This window comes from Streptomyces sp. NPDC058812 (assembly GCF_042744565.1).
GTDB lineage: Bacteria > Actinomycetota > Actinomycetes > Streptomycetales > Streptomycetaceae > Streptomyces > Streptomyces thinghirensis.
Genome location: NZ_JBHYOB010000002.1, coordinates 114,486 through 134,207 on the forward strand (window position 1 = coordinate 114,486; position 19,722 = coordinate 134,207).

The 19,722-nt window shown below is 68.0% G+C and carries 15 protein-coding genes and 3 pseudogenes; 5 read left to right on the plus strand and 13 right to left on the minus strand.

Translation table 11 applies throughout. The annotated features are described in order from the left end of the window. Positions 1 to 149 precede the first annotated feature (149 nt). Positions 150 to 1,865 (plus strand): non-ribosomal peptide synthetase, encoded by a 1,716-nt coding sequence (locus ACFW48_RS04550; protein WP_099965363.1) that lies wholly within the window; start codon positions 150 to 152, stop codon positions 1,863 to 1,865. After that, positions 1,862 to 2,803, plus strand: a complete 942-nt coding sequence (locus ACFW48_RS04555; protein ID WP_164612141.1) for a hypothetical protein — start codon at positions 1,862 to 1,864, stop codon at positions 2,801 to 2,803. Before ACFW48_RS04550 ends, ACFW48_RS04555 begins: the two co-directional genes overlap by 4 nt. A gap of 267 nt (positions 2,804 to 3,070) precedes the next feature. Here ACFW48_RS04555 and ACFW48_RS04560 read toward each other — a convergent pair. The 10 genes and pseudogenes from ACFW48_RS04560 to ACFW48_RS04605 form a co-directional block, all read right to left on the minus strand. Then, a pseudogene (locus ACFW48_RS04560) lies at positions 3,071 to 3,969 on the minus strand (IS701 family transposase); the annotation flags it as partial. Positions 3,970 to 4,014: 45 nt separating this feature from the next. Further along, positions 4,015 to 4,680 (minus strand): annotated as a pseudogene (gene istA / locus ACFW48_RS04565) (IS21 family transposase); the annotation flags it as partial. Between the two features lie 371 nt (positions 4,681 to 5,051). Beyond that, positions 5,052 to 5,327 carry a transposase gene (locus tag ACFW48_RS04570; RefSeq protein WP_386311103.1) on the minus strand — a complete coding sequence of 92 codons (276 nt, stop codon included), beginning with the start codon at positions 5,325 to 5,327 and terminating at the stop codon, positions 5,052 to 5,054. Beyond that, positions 5,219 to 5,644, minus strand: a complete 426-nt coding sequence (locus ACFW48_RS04575; protein WP_386310437.1) for a transposase — start codon at positions 5,642 to 5,644, stop codon at positions 5,219 to 5,221. Before ACFW48_RS04575 ends, ACFW48_RS04570 begins: the two co-directional genes overlap by 109 nt. A 77-nt stretch (positions 5,645 to 5,721) precedes the next feature. Continuing rightward, a pseudogene (locus tag ACFW48_RS04580) lies at positions 5,722 to 5,898 on the minus strand (hypothetical protein); the annotation flags it as partial. Continuing rightward, positions 5,874 to 6,695 (minus strand): tryptophan 2,3-dioxygenase, encoded by an 822-nt coding sequence (locus ACFW48_RS04585; RefSeq protein WP_249954487.1) that lies wholly within the window; start codon positions 6,693 to 6,695, stop codon positions 5,874 to 5,876. The gene ACFW48_RS04585 and the pseudogene ACFW48_RS04580, both read right to left, overlap by 25 nt. 41 nt (positions 6,696 to 6,736) lie before the next feature. Then, positions 6,737 to 9,970 carry an amino acid adenylation domain-containing protein gene (locus tag ACFW48_RS04590; protein WP_386310438.1) on the minus strand — a complete coding sequence of 1,078 codons (3,234 nt, stop codon included), beginning with the start codon at positions 9,968 to 9,970 and terminating at the stop codon, positions 6,737 to 6,739. A 7-nt stretch (positions 9,971 to 9,977) separates the two neighbouring features. Then, a complete protein-coding gene (locus ACFW48_RS04595; protein ID WP_386310440.1) occupies positions 9,978 to 11,387 on the minus strand; it encodes a serine hydrolase domain-containing protein in 1,410 nt (469 codons plus the stop codon). Positions 11,388 to 11,434: 47 nt separating this feature from the next. Next, the gene (locus ACFW48_RS04600) at positions 11,435 to 12,649 is read right to left on the minus strand and encodes a cytochrome P450 (RefSeq protein ID WP_180304072.1); all 1,215 of its coding nucleotides are present in this window, start codon (positions 12,647 to 12,649) and stop codon (positions 11,435 to 11,437) included. Positions 12,650 to 12,706: 57 nt separating this feature from the next. Next, entirely contained in the window at positions 12,707 to 12,859 is a 153-nt protein-coding gene (locus tag ACFW48_RS04605) for a hypothetical protein (RefSeq protein ID WP_332425640.1), read from the minus strand. A gap of 250 nt (positions 12,860 to 13,109) precedes the next feature. Between ACFW48_RS04605 and ACFW48_RS04610 the strand changes: the two genes are divergently transcribed. Then, positions 13,110 to 13,991, plus strand: a complete 882-nt coding sequence (locus tag ACFW48_RS04610) for a methyltransferase domain-containing protein (protein WP_249954483.1) — start codon at positions 13,110 to 13,112, stop codon at positions 13,989 to 13,991. Between the two features lie 257 nt (positions 13,992 to 14,248). Beyond that, entirely contained in the window at positions 14,249 to 14,959 is a 711-nt protein-coding gene (locus ACFW48_RS04615; RefSeq protein ID WP_386310441.1) for a TylF/MycF/NovP-related O-methyltransferase, read from the plus strand. Between the two features lie 54 nt (positions 14,960 to 15,013). On the opposite strand, the gene ACFW48_RS04620 is transcribed toward ACFW48_RS04615, so the two are convergent. Then, on the minus strand, positions 15,014 to 15,508 hold the full coding sequence (locus ACFW48_RS04620; protein ID WP_249954481.1) for a hypothetical protein: 495 nt from the start codon (positions 15,506 to 15,508) through the stop codon (positions 15,014 to 15,016). A 125-nt stretch (positions 15,509 to 15,633) separates the two neighbouring features. Between ACFW48_RS04620 and ACFW48_RS04625 the strand changes: the two genes are divergently transcribed. Then, entirely contained in the window at positions 15,634 to 16,278 is a 645-nt protein-coding gene (locus ACFW48_RS04625; protein ID WP_099970846.1) for a class I SAM-dependent methyltransferase, read from the plus strand. Here ACFW48_RS04625 and ACFW48_RS04630 read toward each other — a convergent pair. After that, positions 16,275 to 17,582: a hypothetical protein gene (locus ACFW48_RS04630; protein ID WP_386310443.1), complete on the minus strand. Its 1,308-nt coding sequence runs from the start codon at positions 17,580 to 17,582 to the stop codon at positions 16,275 to 16,277. The genes ACFW48_RS04625 and ACFW48_RS04630 overlap by 4 nt on opposite strands. A gap of 89 nt (positions 17,583 to 17,671) precedes the next feature. Beyond that, positions 17,672 to 19,024, minus strand: coding sequence for a group II intron reverse transcriptase/maturase (gene ltrA / locus ACFW48_RS04635; RefSeq protein ID WP_386310444.1), 1,353 nt, complete (start codon positions 19,022 to 19,024; stop codon positions 17,672 to 17,674). Positions 19,025 to 19,722: the final 698 nt, after the last annotated feature.

A 19,722-nucleotide genomic window follows, 5' to 3' on the forward strand; every position in this document is an offset into this window, starting at 1 on the left:
GTGAACTGCCCCAGATATGCGGCGCGTCGCGTTCCCCAACATCCCGCACTCGATTATTTGGCACACCCGGACCCCCGTGGTTCGTGCGAGCTCCCAGTCCGGTCGCCGCCGTGCTCGTCGTTCGTCCCACACGAATAAGAGGTACGCCTGTGACAGCAACGCTGATAGACCTGTTCGCGGTCGCAGCGAGGAAGTACGCGGACCTCGATGCAATTCATGTCAACGATGCTTCCGTCACCTACGCGGAGTTCGACGCCCGTGCCAACGCGGTGGCGGAAGCACTGCTCGACCGCGGTGTCGAGCACGGTGACTCGGTGGCCGTCTGCCTCGACCGCTCGGTCGAGTACGCCGCGGCCGTGGTCGGTATCCTCAAGGCGGGAGCCGTCTGCCTCCCGCTGAGCCCGGACGAGCCGTCCGAGCGCAACCAGGAGATCCTGCGGAACGGGGCCGCTGCAGCGCTCATCGCGCCCCGCGCCGCGGCCGAGCGGCTCGACTTCGCGCACCCGCACTTCGAGGTGTCCGATCGCGTGTCGACGACCGCGCCGGCCGTCGTCACGGTGCCGGGCGACGCAGCCTTCATTTTCAGCACCTCGGGCTCGACCGGCCGGCCGAAGCAGGTGACTCTGTCCCACGAGAACTGCGCGGTCCAGATCCCGTGGATCGTCGACGCGTTCGGCGTCGGCCCCGGCGATCGCCACCTGCTCAAGATGTCGGTGAACTTCGTGGCCCTCGTGCACGGCCTGCTCTGGCCGCTGCTGACCGGCGGCAGCACGGTGGTCGTCCCTCCGGGCCGACAGACCGACCTCGGCTACCTGGCGAGGTTGACGGCCAGGAAGCAGATCACCATCTCCACCTTCATCCCGTCGGTCATGCGCTTGTTCCTCGAACAGCCCGAGGCCGCGAGCTGCACCGCGGTGCGCCATGTCCTGTGTGCGGGCGAACCCCTGCCCCCGGCCCTGCAGCAGCGGTTCTTCGCGATCTTCCCGGAGACTGCGCTGCACAACGTGTTCAGCAGCAGCGAGGTGCCGGTGGTCTCGCACTGGCGGTGCAAGCCGGGCGAGGAGCGCCCCGCACCGATGGGCTACCCGGTCACGGACATCGTCGACGTGCGCGTGCTGAACCCCGACCACACTCCGACAGCTCCGGGCGAGATCGGCGAACTGCACGTCAGCGGACCCGGTGTCACCCTGGGCTACTTCGGCCAGGCCGAGCTCAATGCCGGCCAGTTCTCCGAGGTGGGTTTCCGCACGGGGGATCTGGTCCGTCAGGACGCGGATGGTCTCCTGACCTCAGCAGGACGAGCCGATCACCTCGCCAAGGTCAGGGGGTTCCGCATCGAACTCGGCGAGGTGGAGGCCAGCCTCGGGACGCACCCGGACGTTCGTCAAGCCGTCGCGGTGGTGCGCGAATCCGAGGGCCAGAGCCAGCTGGTGGCCTACGTCGTGGGCCGGGCCGGGCGCCGAGAACTGCGCGAGCACCTCGCGAGCCGACTCCCCGAGTACATGGTTCCCGCCCGGTTCATCAACCTTCCCGAGATTCCGCTCTCGACGAACGGCAAGGTCGACCGGGGAGCACTTCCCGAGCCCCGCGAATCACCGGTGGAGCGGACCCGCCCGATCGTCGCGCCGCGTGACGACATGGAGGCGGAGATACTCCGGATTTGGCAGCAGGTGCTCGACCTCGACGACATCAGCGTCCAGGACTCCTTCACCAAGGACCTCGGTGGTGACTCGTTGCAGGCGGTCGACGTCGCCAGCAGGTTGGACAGCCTGCTGGCGACCGAGCTGCCGTTCGAGGTGTTCCAGGGAGCGGAGACGATCGAAGAACTCGCCTCCGCCTGCCGCCGCCACCTCGCTCGACGATGACCACGGGGGCGGGTGAAGCCTGGCCCGACATCTTCCTGACCCGGATCGGCGTCGCGGTCGGAGAGTCGAACGACATCGCGGTGCTGCCCGAAATCTTGTCGTCGGAGGCGCTGGAGCAGCTGACGCGAGGCGGGCTGGCGCACTTCCGGCAGTCCGACCGGCAGGCCTGGCAGCTGGCAGCAGACAGCGCGACGTCGACGCTCGATCCGTCCTCCTCGACCGCAGCCGTCGATCTGGTCGTCTACGCGACCAACACGTTCTGGGACAGCGCCGACCCCGAGCTGGACGCGGCGCGGTTCCTTCAGGCCATAGGACTGAACCGCACCCCGCTGATCGGCGTCGGCCTGGCCAACTGCGCGAACCTGGCCGTCGCCGTGCGCACCGCGGTGGCCTGCTTGCGCGGCGGCGACGCCACCACCGCGCTGGTCGCCACCACCGATGTCTGCCGACCGGGGCAACGCCTGCTCGGTGGCGGCATCGGGGTGCTCAGCGATGGCGCTGCCACCTGCGTCGTCAGTACCCGTCGCCCCGAGCACGGTCTGCAGCTGCTCGGCACGACCATGACCGTCGAGGCAGGACTGCATGCTCTGACGTCGGAGTCCGAGCCGATGGCGATGGCCATGGCGACGGCCCGCGGAGTGCGCCGGGCAGCCGCGGCGCTCTACGAGAGGACCGGGCTCGGTCCGGCAGACTTCTCCTACCTCGTCACCAACAACTACCTCGAGCCCACGCTGAGGACCTTCGCGAACGCGGCGGAGGTGCCGTTCGACCGGACCTACCGGGGCACCGTGGCGGGCTACTCCCACTGCTTCGCGGCAGACGCTCTCATCAACGTGTCCGCGATGGCGTCGGAGAGCATCATCGAGCCGGGCGATCGGATCCTGGCCATCGTTTCGGGCTACAACTCGTGGGGATGCATGGCTTTCTCGGTCGTCTGAGGCGGGGGTGCAGCCGCCTGATCGTCCTGGGACCCGGCGCACAGCGGACGATGCCGCCTAGTACTCCAGCAGGTTTTCGCTGTCTTACCTGGTCTTTCGCCGGGTGGCGGGAGTGTAGCGGGACTTCGGTCGTGCGGGGGCGGTCTCACGGAGACCGCCCCTCGATCGTGCGACAACGCCGCAGGTAGTGACAGCGGCGGGCGACTGCTTGGCGTCGGCGGCGCCAGTTCGACCAGCTCAGCGCGTGGTGTCGTCCGCGGTGTCCGCTCAGGTGCGGGGGCCGGGCACGACAAGCTGCCAGGAGTCGCCGAACCTCCGCCACTGTGAACTCGACGGCCCCGGCTGTCCCACCGGTTGCGCCCCCTTTTCCCAGGGCTGGTGTGCCGTGGCGGCCAGGAAGGCGTGCGCGAGCATGGCCAAAGTGATGTGCCGATACCAGCCCACGTAGCGGCGGACTTCGTACTGGTCCAGGCCGCACTCGTTCTTCGCGGCCTGGAAGCACTCCTCGATCGCCCAGCGCGACCCGGCGACCCGCACCAGCTCCTGGACCGTGGTCTGAAGGGGTGCGTAGGCGAGGTAGTAGGCGATCTCGTCGGGCTTGCTGATGCTGCGCCGGGCCAGTGCCCACCGCATCCGGTGGGGGACCTCGCCCTGGTAGTCGAACTCGGCGACGGCCGGCAGCCGCACTGCCGCCCAGTGGTAGACGCGGGGCCCCTTCGCGCCGTCGCCGCACAGGTAATGGGCAGCGGCGAGGCGAGGGCCCGCAGCACCATGTGCCGGGCCAGTTCGCCCTTGGTGGCGAACTCCCGCTCGTCGGGGACCCTTGCGGTGCGGCAGCGTTCCCGGTCCTCGGTCCAGGACTTCGGGAGGTAGAGCTCGCGGTCGACCAGAGCCCGGCCGCGGGCGGAGGCGTAGGCGGCGAAGACACCGATCTGGCAGTTCTCGGTCCGGCCGGCGGTTCCGGAGTACTGGCGCTGGACCCCGGCGGAGGTGGTGCCCTTCTTGATGAACCCGGTGTCGTCGATGATCAGTACGCCGTCGTTCTCGCCGAGCTTGTCGGCGACGTATTGCTGCAGGTCGTCGCGGATGTCGTCGGGCTCCCACTTCGATCCGGCGAGGAGGTGCTGCAGGCCGTCGGGCGTGCGGTGGCCGGCCTGTTCGGCCAGCTGCACTTGCCGTTCGACGCGGCCCTTGCCGGTGGGCCGGTAGGCGGCCAGCACGTCGATGTCGAAGTCGTAGTGTCCGGCGAAACCGACTGCTTCCGGGTGCAGCGGGACGGCCTCGCCGGGGGCGACGTGGCGGCGGACGACGGTCTTGGTGCGGTCGTAGACGATCGTCATTGGCACCCCGCTGAAGTGGGCAAACGCCCGGCGGTGGCAGTCGAAGAAGGTCTGCAGATCCTGACTGGTGGTGAAGCAGCAGAACGGGTCGCGCGAGTACGACAGCGTCATGTGGAACGAGTAGACCTTCGCGATGCCCACGTGGGCGAGGACCTTGCCCTCGTCGCCCCAGTCCACCTGGGCCTGGGCCCCGGGGATCACCTCAAAGCGGCGGTGCATGCCCGCCAGCTCCTTTGGTGTGATGCCAAGCTCCTCGGCGATCCTGGGGCGGGCTTCCTGGACGTAGAGCTTGGTCCGCTGGTAGTTGCCGGTGAACCCGTACTCCGTGGCCAGACGCTCGTGGATGACGGCGGCCTTCATCAGGATTTCCGCCCGCAGCATCGAGTCGACCAGCGGCGCGAACTCGTCGAGCACTCTCGCCCGGGACCGTCCGCTCGGTGACCGGCGCGGCGGCGACACGGGCCCGTCGGCAGACAGGTACTTGCTGACCGTCCTCCAGTTGAGCCCGGTCTCCTTGGCGACCTCCGACAGGCTCATGGCACCGGACTCGACCAGACCGCGAAAGCGCCGCAACTCCAGCCAGCGTTGCGGATCCAGGACCACGGCCCACCCCTCTCTGCAACCCCAACAACAGGCAGCAGAGTGCCGGGCATCGTCCCTCAACACATCAAGAACTCTGCACGTTCATCCGTACGCAGCTATGCACGTTCACGTGTACGCCGACACCGTGTGATCCGGCGCCGGCGGACAGCCGTTGCCATGCCCATTGCGGCAGGTCGGCGGTCAGGGCATCTGCACGGACCGGCCCAGTTCCGGCTGGGACGCGGCGATCGCAGCCGATGGCCAGGACGTAGCCGAGCTGGTGGCGTTCCAACTCGACGCGCAGGCTGGGGTCGGCGCCGTAGACCTCATCGGCGGCCACCCAGCGGGCCGGGACACCCGCGGCCAGCGCGGATCAGCATCCCGGTCGCCAGCGCGGGCTTGGTCGCGAACTCGATCTCGGCGGGCACCCCGGCTCGCTGGAGACGTTCGGGGTCCTGGATCCAGGAGCGGGGCAGGTAGAGCTCGCGGTCGATCATCGCGTGCCCGCGTGCCCGCGTGCCCGCGTGCCCGCGTGCCCGCGTGCCCGCGTGCCCGCGGGCGCCGGCGTAGGTGAGGTAGACCGCGACCTGGGCGTTCTTGATCCGATCTGCGGTGCCGGTGTACTGGCGCTGCCCCCCGACGGTCGCGGTGCCCTTTTTTCAGATCGCCGGTCTCGTCGACCACCAGCACCGCGTCGGTGTCGCCGAGCGCGCCGATGACGTGCTCGCGCAGGTCGTCGGGGGACGCCGTCTGTGTCCCACACCGCCCGGTTGAGCAGGTGCTGCATGCCGCGCGGATCGGCGTCACCCGCGTGTTCAGCGATGCTCCAGCAGCTCTTCCGCGGCAGGTCCGCGAGCAGCGCGAACACGAACTTCCCGGCACGGCGGCGGGCCTCCACACGGGCGAACCGGCCTGCCATCCGATCGAGCAGCCTGTCGGTCCGTAGCGTTCGGGCAGGTCACGCCAGGAGATCCCGGTGCGGATCTTGTAGACCATCCCGTTGATGACCTGCCGGTCCGACACCCGGGGCCGGCCCGTCGCGGCCTGCGGTATCAGCGGAGCGAGCAACTCCCACTCCTGGTCAGTGAGTTCATGACGGCGTACCACCCCACCATGATCCACGACCTGATGACCTTTGAAGACGGGCCCTAGAGCAGCGTCCGGACCGTCCACAACTCCGGGAACTCCCGGCGCTGGACCCGCCGCTGCAGCCAACTCACGCCTGACGTGCCTCCGGTGCCGACCTTGGCGCCGATCAGCCGCTCCGCGACGAGCGCATGAACCGCCCGCCACCGGCAGAATCCGTAGGACAGCTCGATGAGCGCTTCCGCCAGGTCGAAGAGGGACTGGTGCTCGCGGCGGTTCTGGTAGACCTCCCGCCAGGCGTCGACCACGTCCGGGTGCTCCTCGTAGGGCTCACTCCAGTCGCGGTCGAGGCACCGGTCCGGCAGGGGAACGCCTCCCTTGTGCAGCTGCTCGAGGACGGCGTCGTAGAGGCTGGGCCGGGACAGCAGCTCACGCAGACGTCGGGCCTCCGCGGCCGGCACGCCGCCGCGGAGGAGGAACGTGTGATCCCGTTCCCCGAGGCGCGTCATCAGCTCCCGATAGGTGACGGACTGGGCACCCGAGGCCGAACCGAGCGCACCGCGGAACGCCCCGAACTCCGCCGGGCTCAGGGTGCCGAGGACTTCCCACGTCTCCCTCAGCACTCCGTGGACGCGTTGCGCGCGCCCCACCTGGGTGATGGCGTCGAGCAGGTCTCCCTGCTCGACGTGGCGCTGCAGGCGGTCGATCTCCCCCACCAGGAGCTTCAACGTCAGCTCGGCGACCTGGTGCATGATGAGGAACAGGGGTTCGCCGGCGCCGTTCGTGATGCACGCCTGCAAGGACAGGAGCTTGTCCAACTGGAGGTACTGCGCGTACGAACCGTGATCCCGAGCAGGGGCACCAGTTCCGTGCGGAGAAGTCATGCCGTCCACCTGACGTGAGAGGGGCTCGTCCTGGTCGGGCTTCACGCCTCGTCGTCGAGTGCTGCTCGGGCCACGTCGGCGAGGGCGTGCTCCAAGAGGCCCCCCAATACCTTCAGGTCGCCCGACGACAGCACACGTCGCGGAGCCGTGAGAGAGACACCGAACGTCGACTGCCCCGGGGTGTCGAACACCCATGCGTCGATGTTCAGCTCCGTCAACGCCGAACGGCCGGGCGGCTCCGGCACATCGAGTGCCCCCAGCTCCGGGACCTCCGAGCAGAAGTCCCAGCCCGAGCTCGAACCCGATCTCGATCCGAACCTCCCGAGGTAGTTCACGCCGATCTGCCCGATGGGATGCTTCTCGAGAACGGCCCTCGTCTCGGGGTTGAGGTGTCGCAGGAGCCCGTAACCGATGCCCTTGTCGGGAAGACCCGACAGCGCGTCGACCGCACTGGCGTGAGCTGCGCGGGCCGAGACGGAGGGGGACCCCGGCACGGCGACACGCACGGGATAGGCGGTGGTGAAGCACCCAAACGTCCTCGTCAGGTCCACGCCCGGGAAGACGGACTCCTCCCTCCCGTGCCCCTCCAGCCACAGGAGCACGGACGAGCCCACGGTCGCATCGGTCCGACGGAACTCGGCCACCGCCACCGCGACGCTCGCCACCAGCAGACCGTCCATGCCGCCCGCACCCCGTTCCGCGGCCGCCAGCAACGATGCGGTGTGGTCGGGAGGGAGTACGAGACGTGCGTGGACGAGCGTGTCCGTCAGGTCGACCGTGGGGTCCAGGCGGTTGCGCCCCACGGGCTCGTCGGGCCCGTCGACGACCGACCGCCAGTACTCGAGTTCCTGGACGCGCGTGCGCGCAGTAGCTTCCCTGGTGAGGATGTCGACCCACTCCCCCATCCCGGTCGCCGGCAACGGCGGGACCTCTCGGCTGCCGGCCACCGCTGCGGGCGCCGAGAGAGCGGCCAGATCATCCAGCAGGACACGCCACGACACCCCGTCCACCACCGCGTGGTGGACCACCGCCAGGAGCCGACGTGCCTGCGTCGTCGCAGACTCGAACCAGACGAACTGGCCGATCACGCCCCCTGCGGGATCCAACCTCTGCACTGCCGAGTCGCGTTCCGCGACCACGAGCGACTGCCATGCCGCGCCCTCGACACCGTCAGGCACGTCGACCACTGTGATCGATGTCGCCACGGGGACGTTCGCGCGTGGGTCGACGACCAGGCAGCCGTCGCGATCCAGACGGCATCGGAGCAGCTCGTGCCGCTCAACCACCTTCTCCAGCAAAGGGACCAGGTCGGTCCGGAGGAAGCCGTCCGGAGCCTCGAAGAGGGCCGCCTGCGCGGACCGCTCGAACCCGGGTCCGGCGTCCCGGTTCCACTGCGTGACCGGGAGGAGCGGAATGCGCTTCTCCTGCGCCGGCCCGGTCGCCCGGTCGGACGACGGCACCTTCACGGCGGTCGTCCGGGCGACAGCGGCCAGTTTGGCCACGGTCCGGAGCTCGATCATCTGTCGAACACTGAACCGCAGGCCACGGGCGCGAGCCAACGAGACGACGCGCATCGCGCGGACGCTGTCCCCGCCCACCGTGTAGAAATCATCGTCGACACCGATGGTCTCGCGTCCGAGGACCTCGCAGAAGATGTCGGCCACGCTGCGTTCCGCCGGACTGGACGGCGACGCGGAGGCCTCGGACGTGAACTCCGGCACCGGCAGCGCGGCCGCGTCGAGCTTGCCGTTGGGCATCAGGGGCAAGCGCTCGAGGACCACGAGGACGGCGGGAATCATGCTCGCGGGCAGCCTGTCGACGAGCCACGTCCGGCACCGCGCTGCCAGCTCGTCCCGCCACGCACCCGGGTCGCTCCCGCTGGCCCCCGACCACGTCCCGGCGCTGCCCGCCGGCACCGCGTACGCGATCAACCGGCGCCCGTCGTCCTCGAACCGACCACCCGCGGCGCGGACGACCGCCTGGTCGACATCAGGGTGCTGGACGAGGACCTCCTCGATCTCGCCGGGCTCGATGCGGACGCCGTTGATCTTCACCTGCCCGTCCACCCGGCCGCGGAACACCAGTTCGCCAGCCTCGTTCCAGGAGACCAGGTCGCCGGTCCGGTACATGCGGTCCCCGGGCTCGGCGAAGGGGCATGCCACGAACCGGGACGCGGTCAGGCCCGGCTGCCCCAGGTACCCCCGCGCGAGGTGCGGGCCGTGCAGGTAGAGCTCGCCCGGCTCGCCCGTTGGGACCGGCTCCAGCCGGCCGTCGAGGACGTACGCGTCGGTGCCCGCCATCGCCGGCCCGATCGGGATCTCGACCTCGTCCGCCGACAGTGCACGGCTCACGGTGGCGCAGACCGTCGTCTCGGTCGGCCCGTACCCGTTCACCATCCGGCGCCGCGCGGACCACGTCCGGACGAGGCCGAGCGAGACCTTGTCCCCGGTGGTGAGGAGCGACTCGACGGTCGACAGGGTTCCGTCGCCGGCCGCCGCGAGCACCTGCGGTGTCAGCATCACCGCGGTGACCCCGTGACGGGCGATGGTGTCGGAGAGCGACTTCCCAGGAGACAGGTCAGCTCGGTCGGCGAGGACCAGGGTGCTCCCGGAGGCGAGAGCGACGCACACCTCGGACAGCGACGCGTCGAAGGTCGGGAAGGCGAACTGGAGGACCCTGCTCCGCGACGTGATGTCCATCGATGTCGCCAGCGTGGAGACGAGGCCGGGAATCCCCGCGTGCGAGACCAAAACACCCTTCGGGTTGCCGGTCGACCCCGAGGTGTACATGACGTACGCCAGATCGTCGCGCGTCGCGGGCGCACGACGCTGCTCCGCCTCGCGCTCCGGGTCGGGAGGACGACGCTCGGCGTCGAGGGCCTCGACCGTCACGATGCCGCTCCGCTGCGGCAGAGCCGACCGGACGCTCTCGTCGGCGACGATCAGGAACGGCGAGGCATCGCCGATCATGAACTCGATCCGCTTCCCCGGGCTGTCGGGATCGATCGGCAGGTACGCACCTCCCGCGCGGAGCACGGACAGCACGGTGGTCCAGAAGCTCAGGGGGTTCCGCACCGCCAGAGCGACGACGGACTCCCGCCCGACCCCACGGTCGACGAGCGCACGTGACCGTCGGACGATGACGGCGTCGAGTTCGGCGTAGGTGAGCCTCGTGTCGTCGCCGTAGACGATCGCGACAGCATCCGGGGTTCGTTCGGCCTGGTCCCTGAGGAGATCGTTGATCGTGGTCGACGGCGGGTTCGCGTGCGCGTTCATCGTGCCCTCATTTCCCAGGATCGGTCGAGGAGACCTTCTCGAGGACGATCATCCCGAATCTGAGGAAGGATGGCTCCGCCCGATCGCCCACCCAGATCGGAACCGCCGCGCTCTGGAACCCCCTGTTCACCGACGACAGCACGAGCGCCCCACCTCCTGCGAACGCCGACTGACCCTGGTGCAGCAGGTACCAGTTCTCGGAACCGCCGCCCAGGAACAGCTTGAACTCCATGCCGTCGCTCGCCGCCCGGATCTCCAGCTTGTGGCCGTCCGCCTCGTACGTTCCCACGCAGTGGGATTCCTGCAACGTGTTGGCGGCAGCTCCGTCGGCCGGCCACTGCCGATCGGTCGCGGCCAGCAGGATCTCGGAGTACAGGGGGAAAGACGGGAACGAATTGGTCATGACCAGGAATCCACGGTCCTCTTCCTTGAACATCCTCAGGAAGATGTGCTGCCCCTCGGTCGCAGCTTCGAAGCCGAAGGACTCGTCGTCGAAGAGCAGCCACCCGAGTCCCCATGAGTCGTACATCGGATGGCCGGGGATACCGATCTGCGGCGAGCGCATCTCGCGAGCGAGGGTCTCCGACAGCACCCGGACGCCGTTCCCGCCGACACCGTCGGACATCGCGCACCGCGCCAAGAGGCTGATCTCGTGCGGCGTCATGTAGATGGTGGTCGATCCGAAGCAGTCGGCCACCCGTTCGAGATCAGCCGGCGCCACGGGTTGGTATCCCTGGCCTCCCGCACGCGCCGAGTACCCCGTAACCACGGTCTCGTCGAGTCCGGAGAGCCCGCCTCCGTCCTCCGGCTCCGCGATCGCCGATATCCCGAGCGGCGTGAGCAGCATCGTGTTGACGGCGCGCTGCCAACTCTCCTGCAGGATGTTCTCGATCAGCACGGCAGCCACGGCCGTACCGATGTTGTTGTAGGCGAAGACCTGGCCGGGTTCAGCGATCTGCCGATAACCCTGGAGACCCTCCACGTACTCTGCAGGAGTTCGAGGATTCACCTGGTTCCAGACCTCGAACGCCTGGTCCACCCCCGTTGAATGACTGAGCGCGGATCGCAGCGTGATCGGTGCGCTCACGCCGTCCCGTCGTAAGCACGCCCCGGGAACGCGGTCGCACAACGGTTCGTCCAGCGAGACGACGCCCCGGTCGACGAGCATCATGGCCACGTACGCGATGAGGACCTTGGAGAGGCAACCGATGGGCTGCCGGGACTCGTCGGACCAGTCCCGCGCGGTGTCGAGGTCGCCGTGGCCCGAGAACGTGTAGTACGTGCTGTCGCCGTCGAGGAGTGCAACAGCCCCACCCGGCAGGCCCTCCGCGTCGACGACATCGTCGAGCGCAGCCCGGACGCGGCGCAACCTCTCTTCGGTTTCCACGGCAACCTCGTTCGACGTGTTGCTGGTCATCGCCGCCGGCTCCTTTCGCAGTGACGGTGGAGGTGGAGTGGAGGCGCCTAGGGGACGAGCGTCGTCCTGAGGGACCTGTAGCCGTACAGGAAGTTCGAGTACACGCGCTGCGGATGTTCCTCGGTCTCGATCGACGCAACGGACTCGGCGAGCGCCTGCAGCAGGTACTTGAGACTCGCCCGGCCCAGGGCGGCACCCAGGCAGAAGTGGGGACCCCAGCCGAAGCCGAGGTGCTTGTTGGGACGCCGGGACAGGTTCAACGAGCCGGGATCGTCGAACGCCTCCTCGTCGCGGTTCGCCGAGACGTTCCACAGGCTCACGACGTCGCCGCGAGCGATCCGGGTCCCACCGACGGTGACATCCTTCTCCGCGGTGCGGGCGAAGTGCATCGCCGGCGTGGCCCAACGGATGAGCTCTTCGACGGCGGTGTCGTAGTCGACCGACCCGCTCTTCAACGACCGCCACTGGTCAGGGTGGCCGTGCAGCGCTCTCACGGCCGAGGTCGCGGACATGCGAGACGATTCGTCACCACCCAGTATGAGGCTGTAGCAGTTGAGTGCGACGTCTTCTGTGCTGAGCTGTTCACCCTGTACGCGCCCGTGCGCCAGAGCGCTGATCGGGTCATCTCCGGGTGCCGCCCGTCTCTCCTCCACCAGATCGATGAAGTAGAGGATGATCTCGTTCCGGGCGTTCAGGGCGTCGAGCAGGGTATCATCCAGGCTCGTGGACGACAGCGTCTGCTTGTTCCACTCCATCAGCATCGTACGATCACTGCCCGGCACCTGCAGCACATCACAGATGGTCTCGATCGGCATACGGTCCGCTATCGACTCGACGAAGTCGAACTCACCGCTCCCGGTCCATCGCCGCACCAGTTGACGACTGCGTCTGAGTAACGTCGGCTCCATGCGGCGGACGTACTCCGGCGACAAGGCACGGGCCATGAGGATGCGCAGCTCGCGGTGCCGCGGCGGATCGGTCACCGCGAGCATCTTCCCGCCCGCAGAATCAGGGCCCCGGAGGAGCACGTCCAACACGGTCCCCCGGGACGAGGACAGACCGTCGACATTCACGTACGCATCACGAACGTCCCGGTAGCGCGATACGACCCAGAATCCGGGACGATCGCTCCTCGGCTCGTGCCAGGTGACGCCCCGACGGCGGGACTCCGCCCAGAAATCGTCGCCAGCTCCGGTGCCGCCCATGAAAGAGGGGTCCGCCAGATCCTGCTCGATGGGCCACACGCCGTCCGCTGACACCATCAGTATCTCCTCGTACCGTGCCGGCGTTCGAGTGCGTGGCTGTTCACACGCAATGGTCTACTTGATGAACATCGGGATCGTCAACGTGCGCATCTGCCCCGGGCCCACGAGCAGGCTCGTGCTCCGACGGTCGATCGAGGACGGACAGCTCGGTCCGATGGCGGGCGGATCGCCCGCGTCGAGGGTCACCGTTGCTGCTGCGGATTCCATTCGGGTCGTTGTCTGACCTGCTGCGGAACAACTGCCGGACCAACTCCGAACGTGCTGGTGACGCCGATGTGCACGGCGGGCAACACCTGCCGCGGCACGTTGTTTTGGCAGATTCCCGGGACGCCGACGCCCGAGCACGTAGGGTCGGTAGGGTCGGTCGCGCAGATCGTGATCGACCCCGACCCGGTACCGCCACGGGCCGCCCACCGGGCCGCCGAGGCGACACCCACCAGGCGAAGGAGACAGCACCATGACGACCGCCGACGGCGCCGCGCCACTGGTCGACGACACGACCGAGCCCGCGCCCGAGGAGCTGGCCCTCGGGCGCTACGAGCTCTATGACCCGGGGAAGCTGTTCGCCCACGACAGCACCTACATCAACTTCGGGTACTGGGCGGAGGCCACCACGTTCACCGGGGCCAGCGAAGCGCTCACCGACGCGCTCGCCCGCACGGCAGGGCTCGCACCCGGGGACCGTGTCCTCGACGTGGGCTTCGGTTTCGGCGCGCAGGACTTCCGATGGCTCACGACGTACCCGCACAGCACCATCGACGCCGTGACGATCACCGCGAGCCACCTCGCGCACGCCAGATCGCGCGCGGAACGCGAGGGCCTCACCGAGCGGATCACCTTCCACCGGTGCTCGGCGACCGCGATCGAACAGGCCTTCATCGCCGGATCCTTCGACCGGGTGCTGGCGCTGGAGGCGGCTTTCCACTTCGACACGCGCGCGGAGTTCTTCCGCCAGGCCCACACCCTGCTGCGCCCGGGTGGGGTGCTCGCCGTGACCGACATCGTGCCCCGGCATCCGCAGGCGACCGGCACCGACGACCCGCTGCGCACGTCGATGTTCGCGGGTATGGCACCGGAGGCGAACTGGTACGGCGTCGACACCTACCGTGACCGGTTGGCCACGGCCGGGTTCGACGACGTCGAGATCAGGTCGATCCACGGCGACGTGTTCGCACCCTACCTGCGCGCTGCGCTCCGGACCGTCGACGACCCGGAGTACGTCGAGCGCGTCGGTACCGAGCTCGCCGACCTCGTCCGGGAGAACCTCAGCGACCAGGCGGCGCTGCACGCGCAGATCGACGGCCTCGACTACGTCCTGGTGCGGGCAGCCAAGAGCTGAACGCGCGCCCGCCACGGCTCGGGGGAGAACACGGGCACGGGCGGTGGGGTCGCCGTGCAGATCGCGCCGGCGAGGGCCTGACCGGCGGGAAGGCCGCAAGAACCACGACCACGGCCCGTCCGCTCGGAGCCGTGGAGCAGCGGACATCCCGCGCCCCGGCAACCCGCGTCCAACATATCGTCGGCTCACGCCACCTTCCCCCCATCTGTCCTTGCTGATACGTTGTCAAGATGGGGTCGTGGCGAGACGCGGATGATATGTCCGAACGAATCAAGAGGAAGTGGTTCCGGCAATTTGTCACCCGGTCGTCCCAAGAAGAGCACCAGACCCATTACGAAGAGATCTACGACCGTTTTGCGAACTACACGCTTATACCCGAAGACTCCTTCTGCGACAACCTCGCCCTGATCCATGAGCGATCGCGCGCACTCCGAGGCGCGTTCGTCGAATGCGGTACCTGGAAGGGCGGGATGGCCGCGGCGATGATGCAGATCGGCGGTCCCGGGCGCAAGTACCACTTCTACGACTCGTTCGAAGGACTTCCTCCGGCGGCCACCATCGATGGACCCGACGCTGTCGCCTGGCAGTCCGACTCCGACGATCCGTTCTACCTCGACAACCTCCACGCGGATTACGACGAGTTCCTCTCCCTCATCCGTTCCTCGGGCGATCACGCTGACCACGTCTCTGTCGAGAAGGGGTGGTTCGACGACACCGTCCCGAACTACTGCGGTGATCCGATCGCGGTCCTGCGCATCGACGGGGACTGGTACCGATCCACCAAGCTGTGCCTCGACGTCATGTTCCAGCACGTCGAGGTCGACGGTGTGGTCATCCTCGACGACTACGACTTCTGGGACGGGTGCAGCAGGGCTGTTCACGACTTCCTGGCGGAAACCGGTTCGACCGCCCGGATCCGACGTACGGGGGACAGTTCCATAGCCTTCCTCCACAAGATCGATCCGTAATCCGTAGCAGGCGATCACCGCGCTGAGCGGGCTGCCACCTCGGCGCATCCAGCGTCATGATCGAACGCTACCGCTACCGCTACCGCGGAGCTCGGATCCCGACTCCGTGGACCATCGAACCGGCAGCCAACAACGGCTGACCACTGGCCAAGCCACGTGGAGAGCCGGATGCGTGGCCAACACGCACGTCCGGTTCGGGTCGGCGGCCCAGAGAAACGGAACGGCAGCAATGCCGTTCACCGCGCTCTGGGCCGACCGCACATGGTCACGGGTGATCTGGAGTTCGCGCGGGTCTGAGACGGTGCCCGCCTCGCGGAGATCGGCCAGCCGACGCTGAAACTCCTCGGCCAGGTGCTGATAGGGCCCTGGCCGCTGGTTGCCCTGTGGGTCGGTGCGTGCGTAGAAGCCCGTTCTGGCGACGCCGGCTTCTCGTGCAAGAGTCTTGAGGTTGCAACCGCCGCGGGCTGGAAGCTGCCCCAGCAGTAGGCGGTCCATCGCAGCACGGATGCTGGCCTCGTTGCGACGGCGCTGTTCGGTGGTCAGCGGCATGATGTGCACTCCTGCATTGCGGTCTGCGGAAACGTGGCGGAGGTCTGGGCCAGTTGGCGGGCCAATGATCGGTCCCTCTGCGTCGGCCGTTCACGAGGTCGTGATCATGGAATATCGTGCCGGTCATGACCACGGATGACTGGTTGGCTGACACCCGCACCTCTTATGACACGGTCGCGGTCAGCTATGCCGACCAAGTGCGAGGTGCCCTCGCCGGACACCAGTACCTTTGCGCGGCGCTGGCGTTGTTCGCCGACAGCGTGCGGGTCGCTGGCGGCGGGCCGGTCGCGGACGTCGGCTGCGGCCCCGGTGAAGTCACCGCCCACCTGCATGAGCTCGGTGTCGACGCCTTCGGTGTCGACCTCTCCCCGGGGATGATTGACGTGGCCCGGCGCGACCACCCCGGCCTGCGGTTCGAGGTGGGCTCGATGGCGGAACTGGACCTCCCCGTTGCTTCGGTGGCCGGCCTGCTCGCCTGGCAGTCGTTGATCCACATCCCCGACGACGAGGTGCCGACTGTGTTCGGGCACTTCCACCGAGCAATGCGTCCGGGCGGACCGCTGCAGCTCCTGTTTCAGGTGGGTGACGAGTCGCAGTTGAAGACGGAGGGCTATGGCGGTCACCCGATGAAGGTCCATGTGTACCGCCGTCAGCCGGATCAGGTGGCATCCTGGCTGCGCGATGCCGGATTCGTGGTCGAGGCCGAGATGCTGCTCGACCCGGATGCGAAAGCTCAGCAAGCGATTCTTTTCGCACGCAGTAAGCCCTAACTTCTGCATATGTCGGGCTCGCCACTCGGAACCGAAGGACATGCGGGTGTACTCATAGCGGTGCTGGTGGCCTGGTCGATGCTGTCGAGCACTCGTTGGACGCGGTCGTGCTCGCGTCGTAGCCGGGTCTTCTCCCCTGTGGGGACTCTGGGGTTGCCCAGGAACGCTTGAAAGGTGGCCGCCTGCTCGGCCCAGATCGGGCGGTGACAGGCATGATGGGTGGCCTGCGGACAGCGGGCCGAGTCGCAGAGTCCGATCAGCGGCCGAGTCGCCTCGGTGGTCCCGGCCAGCCGCAGGCAGAGCGCTTTCGTTGGGTCGCGGAACCAGCAGTAGTTGGCCGGGCCGACATGCAGGGTTCCTGCGTGGGTGCGGAGCAGGTTCTCCACTCGACGGTCGGTGTCCAGCACCGACGGCTCCAACGAGGCGCCCTCCTGGAGCGCTCCGTCGACGTGGGTGAATGTCGCGATGAGATCCCGAGCGCCGGGTCCGGCGGGGAGCTGTCCGGCTTGGAACTGGCGGAACGCGTCGATGGGCAGGTGCAGGTGGTGTTCCTCTTCCAGTTCCTGGACCTGGGCGTGGAACAGTGCTTGTGATCCGCCGGGGCGGTTGGCGTAGCCCTCGGTGGTGGCAGTCGACACGTGCTTGAGGTGGATCTTCGCCGCGAGCAGTCCGCCGGGACGTTGGGCTAGTTCCTGGGCAAGGGTGCGGCGCAGCATCCGGAGGTTGAGCGGGCCGGCGGGGATCGGTGTCAGACCGAGTTGATGCCCGGCGGGGCCGTTGATCCAGTTCCGCAGCCGTGGGTAGCTGGTGTGGAAGACCATCGCGCCGAACACGGGTTCGCCGATGTCGCCGCCGTGGAGGCGTTTGGCGAGCGCGATCGCTTGGTCGACCTCGGCGACGACGACCCACTCGTCGTTCTCGCCGCCGAACTGGCGGCCCTTGATGACCTTGCTGGCCAGGCGGAACCGCTGGCCGCCGCCGGTGACCATGCGGGGAGACAGCCGGGAGCCGACCCGCAGTTCCAGCAGTTCGCTCGTCCGCATGCCGCTGGCCGCCGCGGTGAGGATCAGGCAGGCGGTGCGGACCGCGGTGACCAGGCCCCGGATCTCGTGGTAGGACACCGGCAGCGTCCAGGGGCGGGGCTGCCCGCCGTCCGCGCCAGAAACCGGTGCTGCGTTGCGGCCCCAGGCATGCTGGACACCCAGCACCCGGACGGCGTGTTCGAGGTGCGGCCGGATCTGCTCGACGTGGCGCAGCGGCAGCTTTGACCATGTGCGGTCGGCCCAGAGCGCGGTGAACGGCATTGCTGCCGTTCCGTTTCTCTGGGCCGCCGACCCGAACCGGACGTGCGTGTTGGCCACGCATCCGGCTCTCCACGTGGCTTGGCCAGTGGTCAGCCGTTGTTGGCTGCCGGTTCGATGGTCCACGGAGTCGGGATCCGAGCTCCGCGGTAGCGGTAGCGTTCGATCATGACGCTGGATGCGCCGAGGAACACGGTGCCGCTGTCGGCGAACCTCCATCCCTGGTCACAGAATCCCTTCAACTGGCTGCTGGGGATGCCGTGTTTGCGGCGGAGCCAGATCGCGACGCGGTGCCACGCGTGGTGGTCGACCGCGTTGAATGTCCGCTTCGCCGCGCCGTGTCGGAAGTAGGTCGCCCACCCGGTCATCGTCCGGTTCAGGCCCTCCAAGAGGGTGGCCAGACTCTGATTCTGGGTGTATCTGTAGGTCCGTTCCGAGACTCGGTCCTTGACGGCCTTGATGGCCTTCTTCGAGGGCCGGGTATAGACGACGAGCTTGTTCGTGTCGCGTTTCCGCTGGCGGCGGATGTGGTGGCCGAGAAAGTCGAAGCCGTCTTCAATGTGGACCACACGGGTCTTCTCCGGTGAAAGCCGCGGTCCGAGCGGGGCCAGGACCTCGGCGACCTGCTCGCACAGGGCCGACACCTCGGCCCGGTGGGCCGGGCCGCTGACGAGGACGACGAAGTCGTCCGCGTAGCGGACCAATCTCCAGTTTCCCGTTCCGATCTTGCGTCGCTTCTCGCGCTGCCAACTGGTGCCCATCCGGGTGGGCCACCGGACGTGGAAGTGCTCGTCCAGTGCCGTCAGAGCGATGTTGGCCAGCAGCGGGGAGAGGATCCCGCCCTGGGGAGTGCCGGTGGGGGTGTCCTTGGCGATGCCGTGGTGCATGACCCCGGCCTTCAAGTACGCCTTCACCAGCGCCAGGACGCGCTTGTCGGAGATCCTGGCCCGTAGCCGGTCCATCAGGGCGACGTGATCGATGTTGTCGAAACACGCCTCGATGTCGGCTTCCAGGACTACGGAGTAGCCCCGGCGGGCCAGATACACAATCTCCGCGATGGCGTCATGGGCTCGGCGGCCCGGCCGGAACCCGTAGGAGACCGGCAGGAAGTCGGCCTCGAAGATGGACTCCAGGACCGCCTTCAGTGCGGCTTGCACGCCCCGGTCCTTCACGGTTGGAATGCCAAGATCACGCATCTTCCCGTTGGACTTGGGGATCTGGGTGCGCCGCACCGGTGCGGGCCGGTAGATCCGCGCCTTGAGCTCGTCCCTGATGTCCATCAGGAACGGCTGTACTCCCGGCCCGGATTCGATCGCGGCCACGGTCAGCCCGTCGATCCCAGCCGTCTTCGCCCCGGTGTTGCCCGCGACCCTGTGCCAGGCATCGATCAGGAACCCCGGGTCGTAGACCAGTGTTGTACAGATCGTCGAATCGGCGCGAGGCATCCGCCTGCGCCCACTGGTGCAACTTGAGCTGCATCTTCCGTACCGGGACACCCAGCCGCCAAGCGGCGGCCATCCCGACCCCGGTGTTCACCAGGGCATCTTCGGACGTTGCAGTCCTCTCCTTGTCTGTCACGCTGCCGCCCTTCCCCGTGCGGCCGGCTCTCCCGGCCCCGGAGTACTACGGCGGCTCCGCCCCGCCCACGCCCTTCGGCGGGCAACGCGCCTATCCCGTCCCGTGCCGCTGGAGGCGACTTGGGTCGGGAGCAGATCGCGGACGGTTCCCACGTTCACCGCTGATCGATCGACGGGTGAGGCGCCCGGCTATGCCCCTGCGGCATCGCCACGGTTACGCCGTAGACCTTCACGGGTCTTCTCCTCAGGCGGTAGAACACCCGTAGGCAACGGGCTCTGCCAAGAACTCTGAAGCGCGACACGCGCGACACAGAACCAGCAAGCGCCCGGAAGTTCAAGTCTGGTTAGAGGGGGACATGGTTGTTAGCATCGGCGTCCGTTTCACGTGCCCTCGCGTACATCTCGCCGTCGAATTCCGGCCAACATCACAGCCACTCACTAGTGGGGGCTTCTGATGTGGCACCATCTCCACGACGGCAGCAGGATAGCTGGCGCCGGTTATCAAAATCAGTGCCGACTGCCCGACCAAGCGGGCGAATCGTCGAACATCTCGTGGGGTTCCGACT